Source organism: Ancylobacter sp. SL191 (genome assembly GCF_026625645.1).
In the GTDB taxonomy this organism is placed as follows: domain Bacteria; phylum Pseudomonadota; class Alphaproteobacteria; order Rhizobiales; family Xanthobacteraceae; genus Ancylobacter.
This window is the reverse complement of sequence record NZ_CP113056.1, coordinates 2,362,852-2,386,702: the sequence shown is the minus strand read 5'-3', so window position 1 is coordinate 2,386,702 and position 23,851 is coordinate 2,362,852. Positions and strand designations below refer to the sequence as shown.

Here is a 23,851-nt window from a genome sequence, read left to right as displayed (position 1 = left end):
TCAAGGGTGCGGCCACAGCACCCGCCATCCGGGAGACACGCCGATGAATCTCGCCCGCCTGCTCAAGGCCCGCGCCACCGCCGGCCGCCCGGTCCGCGTCGGGCTCATCGGTGCCGGCAAATTCGGCTCGATGTTCCTGTCGCAGCTGCGCACCACGCCCGGCCTGCATTTGCTGGGGATCGCCGATCTCTCCGTGCCGCGCGCCCACGCCGCGCTGGAGCGCACCGGCTGGGATGTCGAGGCGGCGCTCGCCCCCTCCTTCGCGGAGGCGCTGGCGAGCGGGCGCACCATGCTGACCGAGGATGCCGAGGCGCTGATCGCCGCAGACGGACTCGACGTGGTGGTGGAGGCCACCGGCAGCCCCGCCGCCGGCGCCGCCCATGCGCTCACCGCCATCGCCCATAAGCGCCATGTAGTGATGGTGACGGTGGAGGCGGACGTGCTGGTCGGCCCGCTGCTCGCCGCCCGCGCCCGCGACGCCGGGGTGGTCTATTCCATGGGCTATGGCGACCAGCCGGCTCTCGTCTGCGAGATGGTGGACTGGGCGCGGACTTGCGGCTTCAACGTGGTCTGCGCCGGCAAGGGCACGAAATACCTGCCGAGCTACCACGCCTCGACCCCCGACACGATCTGGAGCCTGTACGGTCTCACGCCTGAGCAGGCGGCGGCGGGCGGCATGAACGCGCAGATGTTCAACTCTTTCGCCGACGGTACGAAGTCCTCCATCGAGATGGCCGCCATCGCCAATGCGGCGGACCTGCGCGCCCCCTCGGACGGGCTGCTGTTCCCGCCCTGCGGGGTCGACGATCTCGCCCATGTGCTGCGCCCGCACGAGGCCGGCGGCATTCTCGAACATGCCGGCACGGTCGAGACCGTCTCCAGCCTCGAGCGCGACGGGCGCCCGGTGTTCCGCGATCTGCGCTGGGGCGTCTATGTCGTGTTCGAGGCCGAGCGCGGCGCCTCCGGCGATTATGCGCGGCGCTGCTTCAAGGAATATGGCGTCGTCACCGATGCGTCGGGCCGCTACACCGCGCTGTACCGGCCCTATCACCTGATCGGGCTGGAACTCGGCATCAGTGTCGCCTCGGCCGCGCTGCGCGGCGAGCCAACGGGCGTCACCGAGCATTTCAACGCCGATGTGGTGGCGGTCGCCAAGCGCGCGCTCAAGGCGGGGGAAAAGCTCGACGGCGAGGGCGGCTACACGGTGTGGGGCAAGCTGCTGCCGGCGGCGAGTTCGCTGGCGCGCGGCGCCCTGCCCATCGGCCTCGCCCATAATGTCACGCTGGGCCGCGACATGGTCGAGGGCGAGGTGATCGGCTGGGCCGATGTCACCATCGCCGATACGCCCATCGTCCGCCTGCGCCGCGAGATGGAGCGCGCCTTCTCCGCCCCCTTCAGCCCCATCGCCGATTAGACCGGACGGCACGCCGCGCGGTGAACCCGCCGGCTGCCCCGCGCGTAGGAAGGGGATGACGCGCCCCTCCCCTCAGCCAATGCGCCCCGGCGGCACGCTGCGCCTCGTGCTCGGCGACCAGCTCAGCCGCTCGTTAAGCGCGCTCGACGGGCTCGATCCGGCCCGTGACACCGTGCTGATGATGGAGGTGCGGGCGGAGGCGACCTATGTGCGCCACCATGCGCAGAAGATCGCCCTGTTCTTTTCCGCCATGCGCCACTTCGCGGCGGCGCTGGGGGAGGAAGGCGTGCGCGTCGACTACATCCGCCTCGATGATCCCGCCAACAGCCAGAGCTTCGCCGGTGAGATCGCCCGCGCCGTTGAGCGCCACGCGCCCGCGCGCGTCATCGCCACCGAGCCCGGCGAATGGCGCGTCGAGGACGCGCTGCTCGCGCTCCGCGAGGAACTGCCCATCCCGCTGGAGATTCGCCCGGACAGCCGCTTCTTCGCCACGCGCGGGGATTTCGAGCGCTGGGCGGAAGGCCGCCGCAGCCTGCGCATGGAGTTCTTCTACCGGCAGATGCGCCGCGCGCACGGCCTGCTGATGGAGGGCGAGGCGCCCCTTGGCGGGCGCTGGAACTTCGATGCCGAGAACCGCGAGGCGCTCCCCAAGGACGTCCACGCCCCCACCCCGCCGCGCTTTCTCCCCGACGCGATCACCGCCGAGGTGCTGAAGCTCGTCGCCCGCGAATTCCCCGGCCATTTCGGCACGCTGGACGGTTTCGGCTGGGCGGTGACGCGGGAGGACGCCCTCACCGCGCTCGATCATTTCATCGCCCATGTCCTGCCGCGCTTCGGCGACTATCAGGACGCGATGCGCGCGGGCGACCCGTTCCTGTTCCACGCCATCCTCTCGCCCTATCTCAATCTCGGCCTGCTGGAGCCGCGCGAGGTTTGCGCGGCCGCCGAGCGGGCCTTCCATGAGGGCGCGGCGCCGCTCAACGCGGTGGAGGGCTTCATCCGCCAGATCCTCGGCTGGCGGGAATATGTGCGCGGCATCTATTGGCTGAAGATGCCGGACTATGCCCGCTCCAACCATTTGGGCGCCACGCGCCCGCTGCCGCGCTTCTTCTGGGACGGGCAGACCGACCTCGCCTGCCTCGCCCATGTGGTGGCCGACACGCGCGCTCACGCCTATGCCCACCACATCCAGCGGCTGATGGTGATCGGCAATTTCGCCCTGCTGGCGGGGCTCGATCCGGCGGCGGTGGAGGAATGGTTCCTCATCGTCTATGCCGACGCGGTGGAATGGGTGGAGCTGCCCAATGTCCACGGCATGGCGCTGTTCGCCGATGGCGGGGTGCTCGGCTCCAAGCCCTATGCGGCCTCGGGCGCCTATATTGACCGCATGTCGGATTATTGCGGCAGCTGCCGCTACGACCCGAAAGTGAAGTCCGGCCCGAAAGCCTGCCCGTTCAACTATCTCTATTGGGACTTTCTCGACCGCAACCGGGAGACGCTAGCGCGCAACCCGCGCCTCGCCATGCCCTATCGCAACCTCGCCCGCTTCGACGAGGCCCGCCGCCACACAATCCGCACCGACGCCGCCCGCTTCCTCAACGGGCTGGAACCGGCGCAGGCCGGCCGCGACTGGTAGAGCGGCACGGGTAGAGCCGCGCGGACCAACCATGTTGCGCCGCAGCGCGTATCGGGTTAGGTGAGGGTCATTCGTCTGGACCCGGTGAAAGTCCGGGTGGCTCTTCCGGCCGCCAATCCGCCGGATCACGCACAGTCAGCGCCCGTCCCGCCCGCCTTTCCGGCGGACGCCCGCTCTTTGCGAAGTTGCCCTCACATGACATCGACCACCAAATATCTGCGCCAGTGGACTGGCAACATCCGCGCCGACATTCTCTCCGGCATCGTGGTCGCCCTCGCCCTCATCCCGGAGGCCATTGGCTTCTCGGTGATCGCCGGCGTCGACCCGAAGGTCGGCCTGTTCGCCTCCTTCGCCATTGCCTGCGTCTCCGCCATTGTCGGCGGGCGCCCCGGCATGATCTCCGCCGCGACCGCGGCGACGGCCGTGGTGATGGTCTCCCTCGTGCGCGACCACGGGCTTCAGTATCTGTTCGCCGCGACCATTCTGATGGGCCTCATCCAGCTCGTCGCTGGCGCGCTCAAGGTCGGGCGGCTGATGCGCTTCGTCTCGCGCTCGGTCATCACCGGCTTCGTCAACGCGCTCGCCATCCTCATCTTCATGGCGCAGCTGCCCGAGTTGATCGGGGTGCCCGTCGAGACCTACCCGATGATCGCGGCGGGCCTCGCCATCATCTATCTGTTCCCGCGCCTCACCAAGACGATCCCCTCGCCGCTCGTCGCCATCGCCGCCCTCACCTTGTTCGCGTGGTGGAGCGGGATGGACCTGCGCACCGTGGGCGATCTTGGCGAGCTGCCGTCCAGCCTGCCGGTCTTCACCCTGCCGGATGTGCCGCTCACGCTGGAAACGCTGCGGATCATCCTGCCCTATTCACTGACGCTGGCCGCGGTCGGCCTGCTGGAATCGCTGCTCACCGCGCAGATTGTCGACGACATGACGGATACGCCGAGCAACAAGAGCCAGGAATGCGTCGGCCAGGGCACGAGCAACATCGCCTCGGCGCTGATCGGTGGCATGGGCGGCTGCGCCATGATCGGCCAGTCGGTCATCAACGTCACCTCCGGCGGGCGCGGGCGGCTCTCCACCTTCGTCGCCGGCGCCTTCCTGCTGTTCCTCATTCTGGTGCTGGACGACATCGTGCGCATCATCCCGATGGCGGCGCTGGTGGCGGTGATGATCATGGTGTCGATCGGCACCTTCTCCTGGCGCTCGCTGCTGGAGCTGCGCAGCAACCCGCGCTCCTCCTCCATCGTCATGCTGGCGACCGTCATCACCGTGGTGGCCACGCATGACCTCGCCATCGGCGTATTGGTGGGCGTGCTGCTGTCCGGCGTGTTCTTCGCCGGCAAGGTGGCGCAGCTGGTCAGCGTCGGCGAGATCATCGACGCGGCGAGCGGGCGCCTCACCTTCGTCGTCTCGGGGCAGATCTTCTTCGCCTCGTCCGAGGTATTCCTCGCCGCCTTCGATTTCGAGAACCCGGCGCGCGAGGTGGTGATCGACGTCACCCATGCGCATTTCTGGGACATCACCGCCGTCGGCGCGCTCGACAAGGCGGTGCTGAAGTTCCGCAAGGCGGGGGCGAGCGTGGAGGTGATCGGGCTCAACGAGGCCAGCGCCACCATGGTCGACCGCTTCGCGGTCCACGACAAGGACGGCGGCACCGCCTCGGCGCTGCACTGATCACAACACGGGCCGCACTTGGCGGCCCGTATTATCGCCCTCAGGCGACCACTTCGCGGGTCGCTTCCACCCATTCGCGGGCGCGGGCTTCCGGGTTGGCGTTGAGCAGCACGTCGGTCACCACCGCCACGCTGTCCGCGCCGGCCTTCAGCACGCCGGGCGCGCGCTCGATGGTGAGCCCGCCAATGCCGACGAGCGGAATGTCGCCCACCCGCTTCTTCCAGGCGGTGACGCGCTCCAGCCCCTGCGGGGCCCATTTCATCTTCTTCAGAATGGTCGGATAGACCGGCCCCAGCGCCACATAAGCGGGCTGCGCCAGCAGCGCGACTTCCAGCTCCGCATCGTCATGCGTGCTGATGCCGAGCCGGACGCCCGCCTTGCGGATATAGGCGAGATCGGCCTCGGCGAGGTCTTCCTGGCCGAGATGGATGAAGTCGCAGCCGAGCTCGATGGCGAGCTGCCAGTAATCATTGACGATGAGCTGCGCGCCATAGCGGGCGCAGACCTCGCGGGCGAGCGTGATCTCGGCACGCAGCTGCGCCGCGTCCATGTCCTTGGCGCGCAGCTGCACCAGCTTCACGCCCTGCGGCAGCAGGCGCGGCAGCCAGGAGGCGCGGTCGACGATGAGATAGAAGGGATCGAGCTTCATCGAATTACCTGCGTCTTCACTGGCCGAAGGCGGCGCGGCCCATCACGGGCGTCGAGGGCGCCGCCATGTCGCGCACCTCCATCGGATCGGCCAGCAGCCCCTCGCGGCCGGCCTCGATGGCGCGGGCAAAGGCGCGGGCCATGCGCACGGGATCGCCGGCCTTGGCCACCGCCGTGTTCAGCAGCACCGCGTCATAGCCGAGCTCCATCGCCAGCGCCGCATGCGAGGGCACGCCGACGCCGGCATCGACCACCAGCGGAATGCCGGGAAAATGCGCCCGCATGGAGCGCAGGCCATAGGGGTTGTTCAGCCCACGCCCGGAGCCGATCGGCGCGCCCCAGGGCATCAGCACCTCGCAGCCGGCGGAAATCAGCTTCTCGGCCACGACGAGGTCTTCCGTCGTGTAGGGGAACACCTGGAACCCCTCGCGCGAGAGAATGCGCGCGGCCTCGACAAGGCCGAACACGTCCGGCTGCAGCGTGTCGTCCTCGCCGATCACCTCGAGCTTCACCCACGGCGTGTCGAACAGGTCGCGCGCCATCTGCGCGGTGGTGACGGCTTCCTTCACCGTCTTGCAGCCGGCGGTGTTGGGCAGCACCTTCACGCCGAGATCGCGGATGAGCTGCCAGAAGCTCTGGCCGGCCTTGGCCACCCCGGATTCGCGCCGCAGCGAGACGGTGACGATCTCGGCCTTCGAGGCGCGGATCGCCTCGGCAAGGATCGCCGGGGACGGGTACTGCGCGGTGCCGAGCAGCAGGCGCGAGGCGACCCGGGTGCCGTAGAACTCCACCGGGTCGGCCAGCGTACCGGCGAGGGTGTTCGTGGTCATGGCGTCCATGTCAGGCTCCCTCAGCCTCCCTGCATCGGCGCGAGGATTTCCACCCGGTCGCCGTCGCTGATCGCGGTCTCGCCGCGTTTTGCCTTGCGCACCATCGCGCCGTTCACCGCCGTCGCGACCATGGCGTCGGCGAGGTCGAGCTCATTGAGGAGATCGGCCAGCGTGCCCGCCAGGGTCTGCGCCGGCTCACCATTCACGATGATCTTCATCCATCACCTCCGGGCAACGGGCCCCGTCAAACACCAGGTCGGCCGCGCGTCGCGCGAGCGCGGGGGCGGCGAGGAAACCATGGCGGTAGAGCCCGTTGAGATAGATCGTGTTGCCGCGCCGGCGCAGGCGCGGAATGTTGTCGGGAAAGGCCGGGCGCACATCCGCGCCGATCTCGACGATCTCCGCCTCGCCAAAAGCCGGGTGCAGCGCATAGACCGCGCCGAGAAGCTCCAGCATGGAGCGGCCGGTGACGCGCCCGCGCTCGTCATTCTCGATCGAGGTCGCCCCGATCATGAAATGCCCGTCGCCGCGCGGCACGATATAGACGGGGATGCGTGGGTGCAGCATCCGCACGGGGCGCTTGAGCGAAATCTCGGTCGAGTAGAGGACGAGCATCTCGCCCTTCACCCCGCGCAGGTCGGCAAGCTGGTCGCGCGCGCCGAGGCCCCGGCAATCGAGGATCACATCGGCCTGATCGGCCTGATCGTCCACCACATCGAACCCATCGGCCTCGTAGCGGATGGTCACATTATACTCGTTCACCAGCCGCTCGGTGAGCGCCGCCAGCGCCTTGCGCGGCTCCAGATGCGCCTCGGTGGGGAAGAACAGACCCTGGTCGAAACGCCCCTCAAGGTCCGGCTCCAGCGCCGCAATGGCCGCGCCATCCACCCACTCGAAGCCCTCGGTGCGGCGGGAAAAGCGTTTGAGATCAGGTAGATCGCGCGGCTGGGCGAGGACGAGGCTGCCCTCGTTCGGCACGTCCGGCACCGCCTCGCGCCAATAGGCCAGCGATTCGAAGCCGAGCTCGGCGATGATCGGCTCGGCGCTCTCGCGCTCGCACCAGGGCGCCAGCATGCCACCCGCATACCAGGAACAGCCCTGCCCCGTGGCGGATTTGCGTTCCACCAGAGTGACTTGCGCCCCCCGCCGGGCAAAGGCATGGGCGCTGGTCAGCCCGGCGACACCGCCGCCGATAACGCGCACGCGCATGGCATTGGGCGCCGGGTAAGTCGTTGCGGAACCGTTTGAATTTTCGTTTGTGCCAGACATGCAGGCCTCCCTCCGCCAGTCTCAACTGGATCAGGTTCAAAGGGTCGCCATGCCGCGTCCGCGCGATGATGGCCTCTCAGCCCCCTGACGGGGCTCCCCCGGACGGCACTGATATAATCACGCAAGGGCCGCTTGTCACCGTCGTGTCGTCGACAATATGCAAGCGGCGGTCACGGCGCTCAGGCGCTGCGGGGCGGAAAAGTCACGACATTGTCGGCCCTTGGCCGCGTCGCGCCGAGAATGGCCCGCTGCAGCATGTCGCGGCTGAACGGCTTGCCGAGCCGCACCATGTCCGGGCGCGCCTCCGCCGGCAGCTCGGCATAGCCGGTGCCGAGGATCACCGGCAGGCTCGGCCAGCGCTCCAGAATGATGGCGGCAAGCTGGATACCGGTCATGCCGGGCATCGCCTGATCGGTGAGAACGACGTCGATCCCCGCGCCATTTTCCAATGTTTTCAAGGCCTCCGCGCCCGACGAGGCCTCGGTGACGGCAAAATCGAGGTCTTCCAGCATCGCCGCCGTGGCGGAGAGCACCAACGGGTCGTCATCGACCACCAGCACCCGCACCGCACCCGGCTCCGGCTCGATCGGCGGCGGCAGGGGCGGCACCGCTTCCGGCGACGCGGCGGGCGCCGGCGAAGCCACCGCCACAGGCTCGACAATCGGCAAATGGATGGTCGCCGTCGTCCCCTCTCCCAGCCGGCTCGCCAGCGCCAGCTTGCCGCCCGATTGCGCGGCGAGGCCGTGAACCATGGCAAGGCCGAGGCCGGTGCCCTTGCCGACGCCCTTGGTGGTGAAGAACGGCTCGGCGGCATGGGCCAGCGTCGCCTCATCCATGCCGGAGCCGGTATCCGACAGCGACAGGCAGAAATAACGTCCCGGCTTCAAGCCGTTAGCGCCATCGCCCTCGTCAGTGACGGCGACCTCAGCCTCATGCGCGCTGATGACGATGGCGCCGCCCTCGGGCATGGCGTCGCGGGCATTCACCGCGAGATTGAGCAGAGCCAGTTCGAGCTGGTTGGCGTCCACCCGCGCCTTGGGCAGGCCGAGCGGAAAGCGCGTCTCGATCCGCACGCTGGGCCCGATGGAGCGGCGCAGCAGATCGGCCATGCCGAGAACGAGTTCCGGCACATCGACGGGCTCGGGCTTCAGATCCTGCCGGCGGGCAAAGGCGAGCATGCGCTGGGTGAGCGCCGCGCCGCGCTGGGCGGCCTGCAGCGTGTTGTCGATCAGCGTCTGCAGGCGCGGCTCGTCCGGCGCGCGCTTGCGCACCAGTTCGAGATTGCCCATGATGACCGCCAGCAAGTTGTTGAAATCATGCGCGATTCCGCCCGTGAGCTGGCCCACGGCCTCCAGCTTCTGCGCCTGGCGCAGCGCTTCTTCGGCCTGACGGCGGTCGGTAATGTCGATGAGGCCGCACAGCGTCTTGACCAGTGTGCCCTGCGCATCACGCTCGGCCACCGCGGAGAGCACGCAGTCGAGACGCCGGCCCTCCTTGGTCACGAGCTGGTACTCCGCCTCGCGCAGTTCGCCGGTGCCGAGCAGGCGCGGCCAATGCTCCTCATGGCGCTGCCGCGCCGATTCCGGCGACATGAAATCGGTCAGCGGCCGGCCAACCACCTCCTCGCGCGCATAGCCGAGAAGCTCGAGCCAGCGGTCGCTCACCTGCTCGATGCGCCCATCCGCACCAAGCGAATGCAGCGGCAGCGGGGTACGGCGGTACAGGTTGCGATAGCGTTCCTCGCCCTCGCGCCACATCGCGGTCTCGCGCTGCGCCAGAAGCATGAAGCGCCGGTCATAGATCGCGGCGAGCAGGGCGGCGGCGCAGATGGTGAAGCTCACCGCCGCGACGGCGATGACGAGATGGGCATTATCGAAGGCGCCACCGCGCACGGCGACGACATGGCCCTCGCCGGGGAGAAAGCTCACGCCGGCCATGGCGACATAGTGCATCCCGGCGATGCCGAGCCCCAGAGCCACCGCGCCGGCCACGCGCTCGGCGAGACTGTGATGGCGGAACGCCAGCCACAGCGCGGCGATCGAGGCGGACACGGCCACGATCACCGCGGCGCCCGCGTAGAGGAAATCATTGGCGATGGCGCCGGTCATGCGCATCGCCGCCATGCCGGTGTAATGCATGCCGACAATGGCGAGGCCCATGAACATGCCGGCCAGCACCAGTCGCGCGATGGGGATGCGCGGCTGGCTCGCGGCGATCAGCGCCAGTCCCGTCGCCACGACGGCGATGAGCAGCGACAGCGCGGTGAGCTCGAGGTCATAATGGATGGCAAGGCCGGCATTCAGCGCCAGCATGCCGACGAAGTGCATCGCCCAGATGCCCCCGCCCAGCACGACGGCGGCCAGCGCGAGCCAGCCGACCCGCGCGAGGCCGGAGGCCACAGGAATACGGCCCGCAAGGTCGAGCGCCGTGAAGGAGGCGGCGATCGCGATCAGCACCGACAGCGTCACAAGCCCCGGATCATGGGTCGCGACGTGATCCATCATCCCCGGCCAGCTCCCCTGTGCGGCACGCATGCTCTCCTTAGGAGAGACGATAGATCGAAATCACCGCTATTCAGTCAAGACACAGCTGGGCGACCGCCGCAACCAAGCACGGCTGCGCTGGTGTGTCAGCTCAGATAGCCGAGGAACCAGAGGATGAGAATAATCGGCAGCGGAATACCCAGAAGCCACAAAAGTCCACCCTTGAACATGTCGTTCTCCCGGTCTGCTGGATCAGAAGCACTGTCCGCTCGGGTCACCCCCTGTGAGCGCCGATGCACGAGGGGAACCTCCGGCCGCCATTCCGGTTCCATGGGTGGCGCCCTACCTAAGGCAGGAGACGGCCGGCACGCGATTGCCGGCAGGGCCCAATCAAACGGTGGTGCATGAAATCATCCCTGTCCGTCGTCCCGCGCTGGCTCATGGCCGAGTTCAGCGTTTTCCTCGCGATTGCCGGCGCCGCCGCCGGGCTGCTCGCCTTTGCCCAGCTCGCCGATGGCGTGGTTGAGGGCGAGACCCACGCCTTTGACGAGGCGGTGCTGCGCGCCTTCCGCGCACCGGGCGACCCGGCCGATCCGCTGGGGCCGCTCTGGCTGGAAATCGTGATGCGCGACATCACCGCGCTCGGCAGCACGACGGTGCTGACCCTCATCACCGCCGCCGTGGTCGGCTTCCTCATCATGGACCGCAAGGCGGGTGCGGCGCTGTTCGTGGTGGCGGCGGTCGCCGGTGGGGGAGCCCTGAGCTACCTGCTGAAGATCGGCTTCGACCGGCCGCGCCCCGACCTCGTCGCGCATCTGGTGGACGTTCACACGCTGAGCTTCCCGAGCGGGCACGCCATGGGCGCCGCCGTGACCTATCTGACACTGGCCGCCCTCATCGTGCGCACCGAGCGCCGCCGGCGGCTCAAGGCGTATGTGCTGTTCGTCGCCGTCAGCCTCACCCTGCTCATCGGGCTGAGCCGCATCTATCTCGGCGTCCACTGGCCAACCGACGTGCTGGCGGGATGGTGCGCGGGCAGCGCCTGGGCGCTGATCTGCTGGCTCGTCGCGCTGTGGTTGCAGCGGCGCGGGCAGATCGAGAAGGAGGACGGCACCACCCAGGCTGACGCGAAAAGCTGACGGACGCTCTCAACTCGCCATGGCTTTCGGCGCGGCGCCGGCTATCCTTGGCGCGATGAGGCCGCCAGAGCCTCCGCCAGTGCCAAGGAGAACCACATGTCGATCAGCCCGCCGGAAGGCCAGCTTATTCCCGAGATCGGTGTGATTGAGACCACCGAATCGGACAACGTCCTGCATTGGGATGGCGACGAGCTTTATGTCGAGCAGGACGTCTATCACAACGGCCAGCTCGTGCACCGCAAGTACCGGCGCCGCGTCACCAAGCAGGTGGCCCAGGCCATCGCACGGATGCTCGCCCAGCACTGACGACGATGACGAGCTGCGGCATTGATCGGCCGGCGCTGCCGGCCGGTCCGAGAGCGCCCGACGACTAAAGCGGCAGAAGAATCGCCAGCAGCACCAGGGCGAGCCCGGCCATGGACGCCAGCCAGACGGCCGAGCGGAGATAGGGCACGCCGAGCGCGTAGAGCGGCACGTAGATCACCCGCGCTGCCAGGAAGAGGCTCGCCCCCAGCGCGGTAAGCGTGCCCTCACGTCCCGCCACATGGGCGATCAGCACCGCCGCGATGAACAGCGGCAACGTCTCGAACAGATTCGCCTGCGCCCGCCGCAGCCGGCCGGTCACGACGCCGACCGGTGGTCCCGGCTCGTCGCGGGCGCTGGCATTATAGGCGACGCCTGTCTCACGATTGCGACACATCGCGGGTAGCATGATCTGAATCACAGCCAGAACGAGTGACCAGGCGAGAATCGTCAGTTCCAACGTCATGTGCACCCCTGCCCTCGGGAAATGTCGCAATCCGCGCTGCCACCCCGACGAAAAATGTCGCAATCCGCGCCATGTACACTAGATTGGTTCACCATGGCGAAAAGCAAGCAACATAACCGCCAGGCGAAGGATGGCCGTGTACTCCAGCAGGTTGCGGCCTTGCCCTACCGGCTTTCCTCCGAAGGGCGCCTGCAGATCCTCGTCCTCTCCTCGCGCGAGACACGCCGGGCGGTCATCCCCAAGGGATGGCCGATCAAGAATCACAAGGATTGGAAGTCGGCCCAGATCGAGGCGTGGCAGGAAGCCGGCATTGTTGGCGATGTCAGCCGCAAGAAGCTCGGCCAGTACCGCTACTGGAAGCGGCTGGAGAGCCATTTCGCGCTGGTCAAGGTCTCGGTTTTTCCGCTGGCGGTGCGCCGGCAGCTCGACGACTTCCCCGAGCGCGGCGACCGGCTGCATGTGTGGATGAGCCCGGAGGATGCGGCGCTGATGATCGACGAGACCGATCTCGGCACGCTCATCACCGCTTTTGCGGCCTCGGCCGAATGGCGCAAATCCGCCAGCGCGCATTTTCCCGAGGCCGCCGCGGTGCCGAGCCTGGCGCCGGCCCTCGCCACGGCCTGACGAACGACCCCGGCGCGCCCCTCGGTTCGGGGAGCGAGCCGAACGTAACGAGAGGGCTGGTCAGGACCGGGCGGGGGCGCCGCTGGAATGGAACAGCCGCCCACGCTCGGCAAACAGCACCCAGCCCAGGGCGCCGATGCCCAGCGCCGCAAAACCAAGCGTCAGCGGCAGCGTCGTCCCGTCGAAGAGCTGGCCGAGGCCGAAGCCGAGCAGCGCCCCGCCCACCGTGCTGACGAAACCCAGCGCCGAGGAGGCGGTGCCGGCCACATGGCCCACCGGCTCCATCGCCATGGCGTTGAAGTTCGACACCATGAGGCCAAAGAAGAACATCATCAGCGCCTGCAGGATCGAGAAGGTCCAGATCGTCTCAACGCCCGCCAGCACCACGACGGCATGGATCAGCGTCACCGTGAGATAGCCGAGCAGCGCTGCGTGGGAGACCCGGCGCATGCCGAGCTTGCCGACGACCTTGGAGTTCAGCAGCGAGGACAGCGCCATGAACACGGCGATGAGGGCGAAGATCAGCGTGAACAGCTCACTAGCGCCGAAGGCATCGGCGAACACCTGCTGCGCCGAATTGATGAAGCCGAACAGGCCGCCCATCACCATGGTCATGGCCAGCATATAGCCGACGGTCACGCGGCTGCGGAACACCAGCCCGAAGGCGAAGGTGATGCCGCGCACCGAGATCGGCGTGCGGTTCTCCTCCTTCAGCGTTTCCGGCAGGCGGATCGTCGTCCAGATGAACAGCACCGCGCCGAACAGGAAAAGCATGAAGAAGATCGCCTTCCACGGCGCCACCAGCATGATCAACTGGCCGATGGAGGGGGCGACGATCGGCACGGCGAGGAACACGATGAAGGCGAGCGACATCACCCGCGCCATCTGCCGGCCGGAGTAGCAATCGCGCACGATGGTAATGGCGAGGATGCGCGTGGCCGCCGAGCCGACGCCCTGAATGGCGCGCGCGGCGATCATGATGCCCAGCGACGGCGCGAAATAGCAGGCGACGGAGGCAATGGTGTAGATGCCAAGCCCGACCAGCAGCACCGGCTTGCGGCCGAAGCGGTCGGCCAGCGTGCCATAGACGATCTGCGCCAGGCCGAAGCCGAGCAGATAGGCGGTGATGACGATCTGCGTGTGGTTGGCCGTATCGATGTTCAGCGCGCGGCCAATCTCCGGCAGCGCGGGCAGCATCGAATCGATGGCGATGGCATTGGTCGCCATCAGCGCCGCGATGTAGCCGACGAACTGGCGAAACCCCATGCCGGGATGCGGGGTGGCCGGGGCGGCGTCGGTTTTACTCATGGCGGTTCCGTCATCTGCGAGGCGGCGGCGCGCGCGCCGGGTGGAAGGCCCGCCTTATCGCGCAGATTTCGCACGGGCCCAATGCGCCGAAAGACACAGATTTGCGATTTCGCATTTACGAATATGTCTGGCGTGCTGGCCCTGCCTCAAAACTGTTGCCTATCATGAAACACCGCGCATCCACCCCTCGCCCGCGCGGGTGGCGTCACTGGAGCAAGCCCGGCGCCTCGGGGCACACAGGGGAGCGCATCATGACCATCTTCGACCCGACCAACTGGACGGGCTTTCACACCTGGCTGAGCCTCATCGCCCTCGCCACCGGGGTGTGCGTGCTCCTCGACCTGATCGCCGGCCGCGAGCGCGGCGCCTGGACCGCGGTCTTCATCGTCACCGCCGTGCTGACCAGCGCCACCGGCTTCGGCTTTCCGTTCACCGGCCTTCTGCCCTCGCACATTGTCGGGCTCGTCGCCCTCGGCGTGCTGGCGGTGACGATTCCCGCCCGCTACCTCTTCGGCCGCGCCGGCGCCTGGGGATGGATCTACGCCATCGGCGTCACCATCAGCCTGTGGCTGCTGGCCTTCGTCGCCGTCGCGCAGGCCTTCGCCAAGGTGCCCACGCAGAAGGCGCTGGCGCCGACGCAAGCCGAGCCGCCCTTCGCCATCGCCCAGCTGGCGGTGCTGGCGCTGTTCGTGTTCGCCGGCGCTCTCGCGGTGCGCGGCAGGCGCCCGGCGATCCACCGCCCCGCCTGACCCGCATCGGGAACTGACCCGCGCTGGCGACGGGTCCACAAACGAACATCCCGGACGCGCCTGTCGTCCGGGATGTGATCGCGAAATCAGAACTGCGGCGGGCCCATATTGAGCGGCGGCGGCTCCATCTGCGGGATGTCGAGCTGGATGGTCGAGGGATCGACCGTCGACCCGGCGCTGATCCAGTAGGTCACCGCCTCCGGCCACATGATGACCACCACCACCAGAATGAGCTGCATGAACAGCCACGGGATCGCGCCCCAGTAGATCTGCGAGGTGCGGATCGAGGGCGGGGCGATGCCGCGCAGATAGAACAGCGCGAAGCCGAAGGGCGGGTGCATGAACGCCGTCTGCATGTTCACGCAGAGCAGCACACCGAGCCAGATCAGATTGATGTCCAGCTTGATCGCCACCGGCACCAGCAGCGGCACGATGATGAAGGCGATCTCGAAGAAATCGAGGAAGAAGGCGATGAAGAAGATGAAGATGTTGACGAACACCAGGAAGCCGATGCGCCCGCCCGGCAGCTGCGACAGCAGATGCTCGATCCACAGCGCGCCATCCATGCCCTGGAAGACGAGGCTGAACACGGTCGCGCCGATGAGGATGAACACCACCATCGAGGTGATGCGCATGGTCGAGGCCATGGCCTGACGGATCAGCGGCCAAGTCAGGCGCCCGTGCAGCGCCGCCAGAACGATGGCGCCGACCGCGCCCATGGCGCCCGCTTCCGTCGGCGTGGCGAGGCCCATGGCCAGCGTGCCGAGCACCAGCATGATCAGCACGATGGAGGGCACCATGCCCCACAGCACCTGCCGGATCAGCGGCCAGCCGCCCTCCCCGCGTGCTTCCGGCGGCAGCGGCGGCATGGTCTGCGGCTTGATGAGCGAGAGCACGAAGACATAGGCGAGGAAGATCGCCACCTGCAGCAGCGAGGGGCCGATGGCGCCGAGATACATGTCGCCGACCGGCTTGCCGAGCTGCTCGGCGAGGATGATCAGCACCAGCGAGGGCGGGATGAGCTGGGTGATGGTGCCCGAGGCCGCGATCACGCCGGTGGCCAGCTTCTGGTCATAGCCATAGCGCATCATTACCGGCAGCGAGATCACGCCCATGGCGATGACAGAGGCGGCCACCGTGCCGGTGATCGCGCCAAGGATGGCGCCGACGATGATGACCGCATAGGCGAGGCCGCCCGGCACCTTGCCGAACAGCTTGCCGGTGCCTTCCAGCAGATCCTCGGCAAGGCCGCAGCGCTCCAGAATGGCGCCCATGAAGGTGAAGAACGGGATCGCCAGCAACAGGTCGTTGGAGATGATGCCGTAGAAGCGCAGCGGCAGCGCCTGCAGGAAGGCCGGGTGGAAATGGTCGGTCAGGACACCGAGGGTTCCGAAGAACAGGCCGACGGCGATGAGGGAAAAGGCCACCGGAAAGCCGGCCAGCATGAAGCAGATCATGCCGGCGAACATCAACGGGGGCATCACGCCATGAGAGAACATGAGAGGGCTCGTCGGTCGTGGTGTCGGGGAGCAGACAGGGCGATGGCGGCAGCCGCGGCGAGGTCAGCGTCTATTGCAGCGGCTTCTCATAGGTCGTCTCGACCTCGATAACGCCGGCAAGACCACCGATGCGCTTGATGAGTTCGGAAACCGCCTGAAGCGTCAGCAGCGCGAAGCCGAGCGGCAGCAGCAGCTTGGCCGGCCACAGGATCAGCCCGCCGGCATTCTGCGACATCTCGTCGGAGAGAAAGGACTGCCAGAAGAAGGGGAAGCTGAGCAGCGTGAGATAGATGCCGGCCGGAATGAGGATCACGACGAAGCCCACCGTGTCGATCCACAGGCGGGCGCGCGGCGAGACCGCCATGTACAGCAGATCCACACGCACATGCTCGTTCTTCTGCAACGTGTAGGGCGCGCCGAGCAGCACCAGCGCGCCGAACAGATACCACTGGATCTCCAGCAGGCCATTGGTGCTGTAGCTGAGGAGGTAGCGCACCGTCGCATTGCCGGCACTGATCAGGCATGAGGTCAGCACGCACCAATCGGCGATACGGCCGAACTTCTCATTCAGCCAGTCAATGACCCGGCTGAAGGCAAGCAGAGCCCCCATGCGACGTTCCCCTCCAATTCGCGCCGACTTTTGTCGTTGCGCAGGCTAAAGCGTGCAATCGCCTCCTGAGCCACTTTCGGCAAGATAGACCATGGTCTCACGCAATTAAAACCCGCGCGACCGCAATCAACGGCCGGCAGGCTATATGACGTAAGGTCATGTCGGGTAAAGAAAACCCGTCAGGTGCCGCAAAGCGGCACTGTCACTGGCTTCGCTGGGGACACGTACCGTCAGGCGATCCGCGCGACCGCAGCCGAGGCTCGGCGTGGATGCTCGGGCCGCACCAGCGGCGGCAGCTTCCAGCCCATCAGTTCGCAGGTGATGAGATGGTCCTGCGGATCGCGAATTTCCACCGGCCGCTGATTCCCTGAACGACGCATCTCCATTGCCCGGTGGGCCGCCTCGCGGACCGAGGCGTAGCGGGCGCGCTTCATGGGGCCCATGACACCCGAGGTCGAGGCTTCCGCGTAATAGAGGATGTAATAGGGGCACGTATCCTGCGGGGACGAGCCCCCCAAGGAAGCGGATGTGACCGGAGTGGACGCCGCCGGAGCGGATGTCACGGGCTGCGGCTCACCCGGCTTTTCCTGACGCCTGTTGCCTGCTGCGTTCGGTACGCCTGCCTCAGACATCGCGCGACATCTCCTGATTGATCGAAAACGTTTGTTCGGACAGCGCGAGGAAACGTCTGCCGCACGGAAGGGTCAATCAGTTTATTTTCGTACAGCCTTGGAACAAAAGTATCGAGTTCGGATTCCACTCACCACGACTGTCGACCCGCACTACATAATTACCGTTTAAAGGTAAAACTACGTAGTTACGCGTAGTAAATACCACCAGATCACCGAACGATGATCGCACAGCCAGCCACAGGCAAGCCTCGCTGGCTACCCCACAGGGCATCCCCCATGCCGCAGGCCCAGCGGAGACCTCATGAGCCCTGCTTCTCTTCATACCCTCCGTCAGCACCCGCGCTGGCGCGCCGTCGACACGACCCTGATCGACGGCCTGCCCGCCGCTGTCCTCATGTGCGACACGCAGGGCATCGTCCGCTACGCCAACCCGCAGGCCCGCGAGGTACTCGGCGCCATCCGCCACGCCTTGCCAATGTCGATAGAGGCGCTCGTCGGCTCCAGCCTCGCCCTCTTCAACCTCGATCTCGGGACCGACGGACATCGCCTGGCGCGGCCGAAGAACCTGCCCATCGACGAGATCGTGACAGTCGGCGACCAGCAGCTGCGTGTGCGCGTCGGCGCGGTGCCCGCCAAAGGCCTTCACGAGCAGCTCCAGATCGTGCTCAGCGTCGAAACCGAAACCCTTGCGGCCCAGCACCGCAACCGGCGCCTGCAGCAGATGGTCGAGCAGATGCCGATCAACGTCATGACCTGCACGCTCGACCTCACCATCGACTATGCCAACAAGACCAGCCTCAACACGCTTGGCCGCATCGAGCAGTTCCTGCCGATCAAGGCGTCGGAGCTCGTCGGCTCCTCCATCGACGTCTTCCATAAGAAACCCGAAATGCAGCGGCGCATGCTGGCCGATCCGTCGAACCTGCCGCACCGCGCGCGCATCAAGGTCGGCCCGGAAACGCTGGACCTCAACGTCTCCGCGCTGACGACCCCCGAGGGCGTCTATGAAGGCCCGATGCTGACCTGGGCGGTCGTCACCGACGCCGTCAATGTCGCCTCCAATGTGACCGCCGCGGTGAATGAGCTCGGCGAGTCCTCGCAGGCCATGGGCGCGGCAAGCGACCAGCTGACCTCGCTGACCGCGCAGAGCGAGGAAATGTCCTCCACCGTCGCCGCGGCGGCGGTCGAGATGTCCGTCTCCTTCGCCGAGGTCAGCAAGCAGATCCATGGCGCCACCCAGATGGCCGGGCAGGCTGCCGCGCGCGCCGATTCCGCCAACGGGCTGGTCAGCGGCCTGGTCGACAGCATCGAGCGCATCGGCAATGTCTCCTCGATGATCGAGCGCATCGCCTCGCAGACCAATCTTCTCGCGCTCAATGCCGCCATCGAGGCGGCGCGTGTCGGCGAGGCCGGCCGGGGCTTCGCCGTGGTCGCCTCCGAGGTCAAGGAATTGGCGATGCAAACCGCCAATGCCACCAAGGAGATCAGTTCCCAGGTCGAGAACGTCCAGCGGGCGAGCAGCACGGCGGCGCACGCGGTGGGCGAGATCACCCAGAATGTCGGCACCATGCGCGACGTTTTCGCCAGCATCTCCGCCGCCGTGGAAGAGCAGAGCGCGACCAACGGCTCGGTCAGCCAGAGCATGAACAGCGTGAGCGGCGTGGTCAGCCAGATCCGTGGCGCCGCCGGCGACGTGCGCCGCGTCTCCACCTCGCTGACCAGCGTCGGCGACCGGCTGCGCGAGGAAGTGCGCGTCCTGCTGGCGCGCTGAGATTGCCAACAGCAAAAGGCACGACAGGCACCCCGGCGGGGTGCCTGTTTCGTTTGTGCGGCCTAGTATCAGCTATTTGGTATCACCTATTTGCCGTCGAACCACGCCTTCCAGAGCGGGATGGCGGTGGCGTAGGTTCCCCGGTGATCGGTCGGCCCGGTCGAGATCGCCTCGACCTGCATGTTGCCGGCGCCGATGCCGCGCTGATAGGTCATGGCGAGCTGCCCCAGACCCGGCGTGATCACCTCGTCCTTCTCGCCATAATAGTTGCGCACCGGGCTGCGGATGATCCAGCGATAGGCCTGCGTCTCGTTGAGCAGGATGCGGCCATAGGCCGAGGCGCGGAAGAAGCGGGCGTCGAAATACTCGGCCCGGACCAGATCCTTCACGGCCGTGGGAATATGCGAGGGATCATACGGTTTGCGCTCATAGGCGGCGCGGGCGACGTCGTAATAGCTATCATTGATGAGCGAGCGCGCAAGGCCCGGCACGCCGTAGTAATTCTCGAAGGAGAAGGCGGTGAGGATGAACAGCGTCGTCACCCAGGTGGCGTCGTTCGGGCGGGGAAAATCGAGAAAGCCGCTCAGCGCCGCGTAGCCGTCAAAGGGCGCGCTCGCGGTGGCGGCGCCATCCACGGTGATGCCGGCCTCCTCCAGCTTCTGCAGCATCGCCATGGTGACAAAGCCACCCTGCGACCAGCCGCCGAGGAACAGCTTGGTCGTGGTGATGTTCATCTGCGCGAGCACGGCGCGGCTCGCCAGCAGCATGTCATAGGTCGCCTGCTGGTGGCTCGCCTTGACCAGATAGCCCTCCGGCTCAGAGCTGGCGCCCATGCCGAAATAATCGGCGCCGATCACCGCATAGCCCTGACCGGCGAAGAGGGCGAGGGCCAGCTCCGTCTCCGGCGACTGGTCGGGGAAGGAGGGCACCTGCTTTTTCCCGTACACCGTGCCGTGCTGGTAGGACAGCAGCGGGAAGCTGGTCCCTTCCGTATCGGGCAGGGCGAGCAGGCCGGTGGTGATGATCGGCCGGTTGCCCTGCTCCGGCACCACGGAGGGGTAGGTGACACGGTAGAGCCGCACGGCGTTGCGGGCGGGCGCATAGGCGACGGTGATTCCGAAGAAACGCGGCGCTTCGGTGGTGAGAACCGCGTTCAGCTTGTCGACGTCCCAGCGGCCGATCAGCTCATAGGAGACGCCGGAGGGAACGGCGGTCGCACCATCCGCCCGCGCCGTGAGGCTCCCGCCCGCCAACGTAAGCGCCAGTCCCAGCAGCGCGCGCGATATCCAACCCATGACCGTCTCCCCGGCGCCAACCAAGGCGCGTCGGCACACGGTATCCCGCCGCCGCGCGGTTTCGACAAGGGGGCGCTCAACGCAAAAGGGCCCGGCAACAGCGTGCCGGGCCCTCGCTTTTCAGAGCGGATGGTGGAAAATCAGGCGGCTTCAAACAGCCGGCGCTCGACAACCGGCGTGCCGCGCAGACCGCCCAGAGCCTTGGCGGCGGCGAGCACGGCGAGGTCGACCAGTGGCTCGACGATGATGACGAGCATATAGGCCGCGCCGAAGGAGGCGATGGACGCGCCATTCTCGACCGTGAAGCCGTGGCCGTAGAACGCCCAGAACGCCACCCACACGACGATGCCGGCCTGATAGGTGGTGGAGAGCGCCAGCGCCTGCCGGTACTTCAGCTCGATATAGGGCGTGTTCGGCGCGATCACCTGCTTGGCCAGCGCCATCAGCGCGAAGAGCGGCACCAACAGCGTGGTGACGTTCATGCAATATTGCGGCAGGTCGAAGGGGGCGAAGAACAGGCCCTGGATCAGCAGGCCGGCGGCAAGGCCGATGGCGGCCGGGGCGACGCCGAAGATCAGGAACAGCGTCGAGCCGAGGATCAGGTGAACCTCGGAAACGCCCACCGGATGATGCGGCAGGAGCTCAAAGAAGGCGAACACCAGCGCGGTGGTCGCGATGCTGCGCGCCGCCAGCGAGGCGAGGCCGCGCGTGGCGATCGCCTCACCCGCGAGCTTGAGCGTGTAGGCGCCGGCGCCGGCCGCCGTCACATAGCTGAGCCAGATCTTCCCTTCGGCCACGAGGCCGGGTTCGATATGCATAGTCGTCTCCTGTGCCGTCTCACCCGACGGCGTGCGTGTGGACCCATGCGCATGGCCGGTCTCCTGACTCGCGGGTCACAGCACGCCTTCCGCCTTCCCGGCCTCCCCTTGCGGGTCGAGCCAGTGGCGTGATGGAAGGCGCTCGCCGCTCACAGTCGCGGGGGCGGTCGGGGCTTCGGGCTTTCGCCCTTCCCCGTTCCCGTTTCACCCGGCCGAGTCATCCCCGGCCGGACACCATGTGCAACGCCCATCAGCACGCGCGAACGGCTCTCGAGTCAAGCATCGTGTCACGCGCGCCGCACCGGCGCAGGAAAACAGCGGGGATGGCGCGTCAGGCGACGCCCATCTCGTCGAGCGCCATCGGCGACTCGGGCAGCACCTGCCCGCCATCGATCACCATGCCCTGCCCGGTGATGTAGCCGGCTTCCTCGCTGGCGAAGAACAAAGCGGTGTTGGCGATGTCGAACACCGTGCCGAGCTTCTTCATCGGCACGCAGGCGGCGGTGGAGGCGATATAGGCCTCGCCCATGCCCTCCATGCCCTCGGTAAGGATGTTGCCCGGCATCACCGCGTTCACCGTGATGTTCCACGGCGCCAGCTCGATCGCCGCCGTGCGCATGAAGCCCATCTGCCCGGCCTTCGAGGCGCCGTAATGGGTCCAGCCGGGAAAGCCGGTGATCGGCCCGGTGATCGAGGAGGTGATGACGATGCGCCCCTTCTTCGCCGCCTTCATCGCCGGCAGCACGGCGGAGACCGAGAGGAAGGTGCCCTTGAGGTTGGTGTCCATGACGAGGTCGAAATCGTCCTCGGTCATGGCGCCGAGCTTGGCCGCCGGGAAGATGCCGGCATTGGCGCAGAGCACGTCGATGGCGCCGTAGCGGTCGAGCGCCGCCTGGGCCATGGCGACCGTGTCGGCGGTCTTGGTCACGTCGGCGGCGAAGGCGGAGGCGCGCGGGCCGATCTCGGCGGCGACCTTCTGCGCCTCCTCCAGCTTGCGGCTGACCACCAGCACGTTGAGACCAGCCTGGCCGAAGCGCAGCGCGATCCCGCGGCCGATGCCCTTGCTGGCGCCGGTGACGATGACGGTTTTTCCCTCAAGCGACGTGAACATGGTCGGGTAGGCCCTCTGGATTTCGTTGTTTTTCAAAGGACTGGCAGCCCGGCGGCGGTGAGCGCCTGCCCCATGGTCACGGATTAGGCTGCCTTCCTTTTCATCAGGGTGCGCTGCAAAAATGGTGTTGTAAAGCCCAAATGGCAATGTTTAGGATCGCACACAGTCCAACATAAGAACCACATCCACTCACCAGGGATGCGGTCAATCCCGCGCGGCGGCGGCCCGTCCGTGCCAACAATCCAGAGGACGTCGACATGTCAGGCATTTCCAGAAGGTCGCTGCTCAAGGGCATGGGCACCGGGCTCGGCGCGCTCGCCGCCGCCGGTCCCATGTTCTCCGCCAACAAGGCGTTCGCCGCCCGCGAGAAGGAGCTGAACATCCTGTGCTGGGAGGGCTACAACTCCGCGCAGGTGCTCGACCCGTTCCGCTCCAAGACCGGCGCGACGGTGAAGGCCGAGAGCCTCACCAACGATCCCACCATGATCAACCGCCTGCGCGCCGGCGAGATCAACACCTGGGATCTGATCAATGTGAACAATCCCTGGGCCCGCAAGGTGATGATGCCGGAAAAGCTCATCAAGCCGCTGCCCAAGGCCGAGTTCGAGCCGTTCTTCGACAAGATGCTGCCCGAGTTCAAATGGCCCTATAAGTGGGCGATGAGCGATGACGGGAAGGATCTCGTCGGCATGGCCCAGCGCTTCGGGCCCTACAGCTTCGTGGTCAACACCGACAAGATCAGCCGCAAGACCGCCGAGGATACCGGCTGGGATCTGTTCAACGACCCGGCGCTGGCCGGCCGGTACGGCATTCTTGAATCCGATGACTGGAACGTCTTCGGCATCTTCATCATCGCCGGCATCGACCCGTTCAAGAGCCACACGCCGGAGGAGTTCGCCAAGTTCGAGGAGACCGCCAAGCGCGTCTTCAAGGGCGCCAAGCTGATCGGCGACATCGCCTCGATGAACCAGGCTCTGATCTCCGGCGAGATCGACCTGCACATGACCGGCGGCACCTATTCGGTCTCGCCGGCCCGCGCCGACGGCCACCCGAACCTGCGCGGCATCACCCCGCTGCGCGGCCCGCTGCCGGGCGGCAAGGGCGGCGTCGCCTGGATCGAGATCACCTCGACGGTGAACAACCCGAACCTCTCGCCGCTGGCGCTCGAGTTCCTGAAATATGTGCAGGCGCCCGACGTCGCCCACACCGTCGCCTTCGCCGAGGGCACGTTCAACCCGGTGGCGCAGATGGGCACCAAGGCGTGCTTCGACCTCTTCACCAAGGACGAGCTGGATGCCATCCAGTGGGACAGCCTGCAGGAAGAGATGGACCGCTCGGTGCACTACGACATCGTGCCGGATTACGACAAGGCGCTCGACATCATGAACGCCGCCAAGCGCCTGCGCGGCTGATCGTTCCTCGTCATGGCCGGGCCTGGCCCGGCCATCCACGCCTTAAGTCGCGCGAGCAAGTTCAGGTGCACCTCGAAAGACATGGATCCCCGGGCCACGCCCGGGGATGACGTGGAGGAAACGGCGACCGCCACTTCCTCGTGCCCCGGCCTCCCAA

General features: G+C 66.9%; 22 protein-coding genes, 2 riboswitches and 1 other annotated feature. Of the genes, 9 read left to right on the top strand and 13 right to left on the bottom strand.

The window, feature by feature from the left end:
• Positions 1 to 43: 43 nt before the first annotated feature.
• From OU996_RS10745 to OU996_RS10735, 3 genes are all read left to right on the top strand, one after another.
• Positions 44 to 1,414: an NAD(P)H-dependent oxidoreductase gene (locus tag OU996_RS10745; protein WP_267581598.1), complete on the top strand. Its 1,371-nt coding sequence runs from the start codon at positions 44 to 46 to the stop codon at positions 1,412 to 1,414.
• Positions 1,415 to 1,469: 55 nt separating this feature from the next.
• Positions 1,470 to 3,050, top strand: coding sequence for a cryptochrome/photolyase family protein (locus OU996_RS10740; protein ID WP_420712622.1), 1,581 nt, complete (start codon positions 1,470 to 1,472; stop codon positions 3,048 to 3,050).
• 74 nt (positions 3,051 to 3,124) lie between these two features.
• Positions 3,125 to 3,180 (top strand) — a sequence feature (sul1 is cis-regulatory element that is thought to sense ions involved in sulfur or methionine metabolism; They are found in Alphaproteobacteria).
• Between the two features lie 65 nt (positions 3,181 to 3,245).
• A complete protein-coding gene (locus tag OU996_RS10735) occupies positions 3,246 to 4,727 on the top strand; it encodes a SulP family inorganic anion transporter (RefSeq protein WP_267581597.1) in 1,482 nt (493 codons plus the stop codon).
• Positions 4,728 to 4,767: 40 nt separating this feature from the next.
• On the opposite strand, the gene OU996_RS10730 is transcribed toward OU996_RS10735, so the two are convergent.
• The 5 genes from OU996_RS10730 to OU996_RS10710 form a co-directional block, all read right to left on the bottom strand.
• The gene (locus OU996_RS10730) at positions 4,768 to 5,376 is read right to left on the bottom strand and encodes a thiamine phosphate synthase (protein ID WP_267581596.1); all 609 of its coding nucleotides are present in this window, start codon (positions 5,374 to 5,376) and stop codon (positions 4,768 to 4,770) included.
• Between the two features lie 16 nt (positions 5,377 to 5,392).
• Positions 5,393 to 6,205 (bottom strand): thiazole synthase, encoded by an 813-nt coding sequence (locus tag OU996_RS10725; RefSeq protein ID WP_420712759.1) that lies wholly within the window; start codon positions 6,203 to 6,205, stop codon positions 5,393 to 5,395.
• 20 nt (positions 6,206 to 6,225) lie between these two features.
• Positions 6,226 to 6,423, bottom strand: a complete 198-nt coding sequence (thiS, locus tag OU996_RS10720; RefSeq protein WP_267581594.1) for a sulfur carrier protein ThiS — start codon at positions 6,421 to 6,423, stop codon at positions 6,226 to 6,228.
• On the bottom strand, positions 6,401 to 7,414 hold the full coding sequence (thiO, locus tag OU996_RS10715) for a glycine oxidase ThiO (RefSeq protein WP_267581593.1): 1,014 nt from the start codon (positions 7,412 to 7,414) through the stop codon (positions 6,401 to 6,403). Before thiO ends, thiS begins: the two co-directional genes overlap by 23 nt.
• 50 nt (positions 7,415 to 7,464) lie before the next feature.
• Positions 7,465 to 7,584: riboswitch (TPP riboswitch) on the bottom strand.
• Positions 7,585 to 7,653: 69 nt separating this feature from the next.
• A complete protein-coding gene (locus OU996_RS10710; protein ID WP_420712758.1) occupies positions 7,654 to 9,975 on the bottom strand; it encodes an MHYT domain-containing protein in 2,322 nt (773 codons plus the stop codon).
• Positions 9,976 to 10,361: 386 nt separating this feature from the next.
• On the opposite strand from OU996_RS10710, the gene OU996_RS10705 reads away from it, so the two are divergent.
• A complete protein-coding gene (locus tag OU996_RS10705) occupies positions 10,362 to 11,096 on the top strand; it encodes a phosphatase PAP2 family protein (protein WP_267581591.1) in 735 nt (244 codons plus the stop codon).
• Between the two features lie 96 nt (positions 11,097 to 11,192).
• Positions 11,193 to 11,402, top strand: a complete 210-nt coding sequence (locus tag OU996_RS10700) for a hypothetical protein (RefSeq protein WP_267581590.1) — start codon at positions 11,193 to 11,195, stop codon at positions 11,400 to 11,402.
• Between the two features lie 64 nt (positions 11,403 to 11,466).
• On the opposite strand, the gene OU996_RS10695 is transcribed toward OU996_RS10700, so the two are convergent.
• Positions 11,467 to 11,865: an MAPEG family protein gene (locus tag OU996_RS10695; protein ID WP_267581589.1), complete on the bottom strand. Its 399-nt coding sequence runs from the start codon at positions 11,863 to 11,865 to the stop codon at positions 11,467 to 11,469.
• A 93-nt stretch (positions 11,866 to 11,958) separates the two neighbouring features.
• Here OU996_RS10695 and OU996_RS10690 point away from each other — a divergent pair, with 93 nt between their 5' ends.
• On the top strand, positions 11,959 to 12,489 hold the full coding sequence (locus OU996_RS10690; RefSeq protein ID WP_267581588.1) for an NUDIX hydrolase: 531 nt from the start codon (positions 11,959 to 11,961) through the stop codon (positions 12,487 to 12,489).
• Positions 12,490 to 12,549: 60 nt separating this feature from the next.
• Here the strand turns inward: OU996_RS10690 and OU996_RS10685 are convergent, their stop codons facing one another.
• Entirely contained in the window at positions 12,550 to 13,797 is a 1,248-nt protein-coding gene (locus tag OU996_RS10685; protein ID WP_267581587.1) for a multidrug effflux MFS transporter, read from the bottom strand.
• 251 nt (positions 13,798 to 14,048) lie between these two features.
• Between OU996_RS10685 and OU996_RS10680 the strand changes: the two genes are divergently transcribed.
• Positions 14,049 to 14,546, top strand: coding sequence for a hypothetical protein (locus OU996_RS10680; protein WP_267581586.1), 498 nt, complete (start codon positions 14,049 to 14,051; stop codon positions 14,544 to 14,546).
• An 86-nt stretch (positions 14,547 to 14,632) separates the two neighbouring features.
• On the opposite strand, the gene OU996_RS10675 is transcribed toward OU996_RS10680, so the two are convergent.
• The 3 genes from OU996_RS10675 to OU996_RS10665 form a co-directional block, all read right to left on the bottom strand.
• Positions 14,633 to 16,045 (bottom strand): TRAP transporter large permease, encoded by a 1,413-nt coding sequence (locus tag OU996_RS10675; RefSeq protein WP_267581585.1) that lies wholly within the window; start codon positions 16,043 to 16,045, stop codon positions 14,633 to 14,635.
• A 70-nt stretch (positions 16,046 to 16,115) separates the two neighbouring features.
• Positions 16,116 to 16,655 carry a TRAP transporter small permease subunit gene (locus OU996_RS10670; protein ID WP_267581584.1) on the bottom strand — a complete coding sequence of 180 codons (540 nt, stop codon included), beginning with the start codon at positions 16,653 to 16,655 and terminating at the stop codon, positions 16,116 to 16,118.
• A 230-nt stretch (positions 16,656 to 16,885) separates the two neighbouring features.
• The gene (locus OU996_RS10665) at positions 16,886 to 17,287 is read right to left on the bottom strand and encodes a hypothetical protein (protein ID WP_267581583.1); all 402 of its coding nucleotides are present in this window, start codon (positions 17,285 to 17,287) and stop codon (positions 16,886 to 16,888) included.
• A 301-nt stretch (positions 17,288 to 17,588) separates the two neighbouring features.
• On the opposite strand from OU996_RS10665, the gene OU996_RS10660 reads away from it, so the two are divergent.
• A complete protein-coding gene (locus OU996_RS10660) occupies positions 17,589 to 19,058 on the top strand; it encodes a methyl-accepting chemotaxis protein (protein WP_267581582.1) in 1,470 nt (489 codons plus the stop codon).
• Between the two features lie 86 nt (positions 19,059 to 19,144).
• Here OU996_RS10660 and OU996_RS10655 read toward each other — a convergent pair whose 3' ends face one another.
• The 3 genes from OU996_RS10655 to fabG form a co-directional block, all read right to left on the bottom strand.
• Positions 19,145 to 20,353: an alpha/beta hydrolase family protein gene (locus OU996_RS10655; protein WP_267581581.1), complete on the bottom strand. Its 1,209-nt coding sequence runs from the start codon at positions 20,351 to 20,353 to the stop codon at positions 19,145 to 19,147.
• 140 nt (positions 20,354 to 20,493) lie between these two features.
• Positions 20,494 to 21,171 (bottom strand): energy-coupling factor ABC transporter permease, encoded by a 678-nt coding sequence (locus OU996_RS10650; protein ID WP_267581580.1) that lies wholly within the window; start codon positions 21,169 to 21,171, stop codon positions 20,494 to 20,496.
• A 35-nt stretch (positions 21,172 to 21,206) separates the two neighbouring features.
• Positions 21,207 to 21,425: riboswitch (cobalamin riboswitch) on the bottom strand.
• A 77-nt stretch (positions 21,426 to 21,502) separates the two neighbouring features.
• Positions 21,503 to 22,282, bottom strand: a complete 780-nt coding sequence (gene fabG / locus OU996_RS10645) for a 3-oxoacyl-ACP reductase FabG (RefSeq protein ID WP_267581579.1) — start codon at positions 22,280 to 22,282, stop codon at positions 21,503 to 21,505.
• Positions 22,283 to 22,539: 257 nt separating this feature from the next.
• Between fabG and OU996_RS10640 the strand changes: the two genes are divergently transcribed.
• The gene (locus OU996_RS10640; protein WP_267581578.1) at positions 22,540 to 23,694 is read left to right on the top strand and encodes an ABC transporter substrate-binding protein; all 1,155 of its coding nucleotides are present in this window, start codon (positions 22,540 to 22,542) and stop codon (positions 23,692 to 23,694) included.
• Positions 23,695 to 23,851: the final 157 nt, after the last annotated feature.

Bases quoted from the DNA above. Each gene is read 5' to 3' on its own strand.
- OU996_RS10710 (WP_420712758.1), bottom strand. From the start codon at position 9,975: ATGGATCACGTCGCGACCCATGATCCGGGGCTTGTGACGCTGTCGGTG.
- OU996_RS10640 (WP_267581578.1), top strand. From the start codon at position 22,540: ATGTCAGGCATTTCCAGAAGGTCGCTGCTCAAGGGCATGGGCACCGGG.
- OU996_RS10680 (WP_267581586.1), top strand. From the start codon at position 14,049: ATGACCATCTTCGACCCGACCAACTGGACGGGCTTTCACACCTGGCTG.
- OU996_RS10670 (WP_267581584.1), bottom strand. From the start codon at position 16,655: ATGGGGGCTCTGCTTGCCTTCAGCCGGGTCATTGACTGGCTGAATGAG.
- OU996_RS10740 (WP_420712622.1), top strand. From the start codon at position 1,470: ATGACGCGCCCCTCCCCTCAGCCAATGCGCCCCGGCGGCACGCTGCGC.
- OU996_RS10675 (WP_267581585.1), bottom strand. From the start codon at position 16,045: ATGTTCTCTCATGGCGTGATGCCCCCGTTGATGTTCGCCGGCATGATC.
- OU996_RS10700 (WP_267581590.1), top strand. From the start codon at position 11,193: ATGTCGATCAGCCCGCCGGAAGGCCAGCTTATTCCCGAGATCGGTGTG.
- OU996_RS10690 (WP_267581588.1), top strand. From the start codon at position 11,959: ATGGCGAAAAGCAAGCAACATAACCGCCAGGCGAAGGATGGCCGTGTA.
- OU996_RS10735 (WP_267581597.1), top strand. From the start codon at position 3,246: ATGACATCGACCACCAAATATCTGCGCCAGTGGACTGGCAACATCCGC.
- thiS (WP_267581594.1), bottom strand. From the start codon at position 6,423: ATGAAGATCATCGTGAATGGTGAGCCGGCGCAGACCCTGGCGGGCACG.
- OU996_RS10695 (WP_267581589.1), bottom strand. From the start codon at position 11,865: ATGACGTTGGAACTGACGATTCTCGCCTGGTCACTCGTTCTGGCTGTG.
- OU996_RS10685 (WP_267581587.1), bottom strand. From the start codon at position 13,797: ATGAGTAAAACCGACGCCGCCCCGGCCACCCCGCATCCCGGCATGGGG.
- OU996_RS10705 (WP_267581591.1), top strand. From the start codon at position 10,362: ATGAAATCATCCCTGTCCGTCGTCCCGCGCTGGCTCATGGCCGAGTTC.
- OU996_RS10665 (WP_267581583.1), bottom strand. From the start codon at position 17,287: ATGTCTGAGGCAGGCGTACCGAACGCAGCAGGCAACAGGCGTCAGGAA.
- thiO (WP_267581593.1), bottom strand. From the start codon at position 7,414: ATGCGCGTGCGCGTTATCGGCGGCGGTGTCGCCGGGCTGACCAGCGCC.
- OU996_RS10660 (WP_267581582.1), top strand. From the start codon at position 17,589: ATGAGCCCTGCTTCTCTTCATACCCTCCGTCAGCACCCGCGCTGGCGC.
- OU996_RS10725 (WP_420712759.1), bottom strand. From the start codon at position 6,205: ATGACCACGAACACCCTCGCCGGTACGCTGGCCGACCCGGTGGAGTTC.
- OU996_RS10745 (WP_267581598.1), top strand. From the start codon at position 44: ATGAATCTCGCCCGCCTGCTCAAGGCCCGCGCCACCGCCGGCCGCCCG.
- OU996_RS10655 (WP_267581581.1), bottom strand. From the start codon at position 20,353: ATGGGTTGGATATCGCGCGCGCTGCTGGGACTGGCGCTTACGTTGGCG.
- fabG (WP_267581579.1), bottom strand. From the start codon at position 22,282: ATGTTCACGTCGCTTGAGGGAAAAACCGTCATCGTCACCGGCGCCAGC.
- OU996_RS10650 (WP_267581580.1), bottom strand. From the start codon at position 21,171: ATGCATATCGAACCCGGCCTCGTGGCCGAAGGGAAGATCTGGCTCAGC.
- OU996_RS10730 (WP_267581596.1), bottom strand. From the start codon at position 5,376: ATGAAGCTCGATCCCTTCTATCTCATCGTCGACCGCGCCTCCTGGCTG.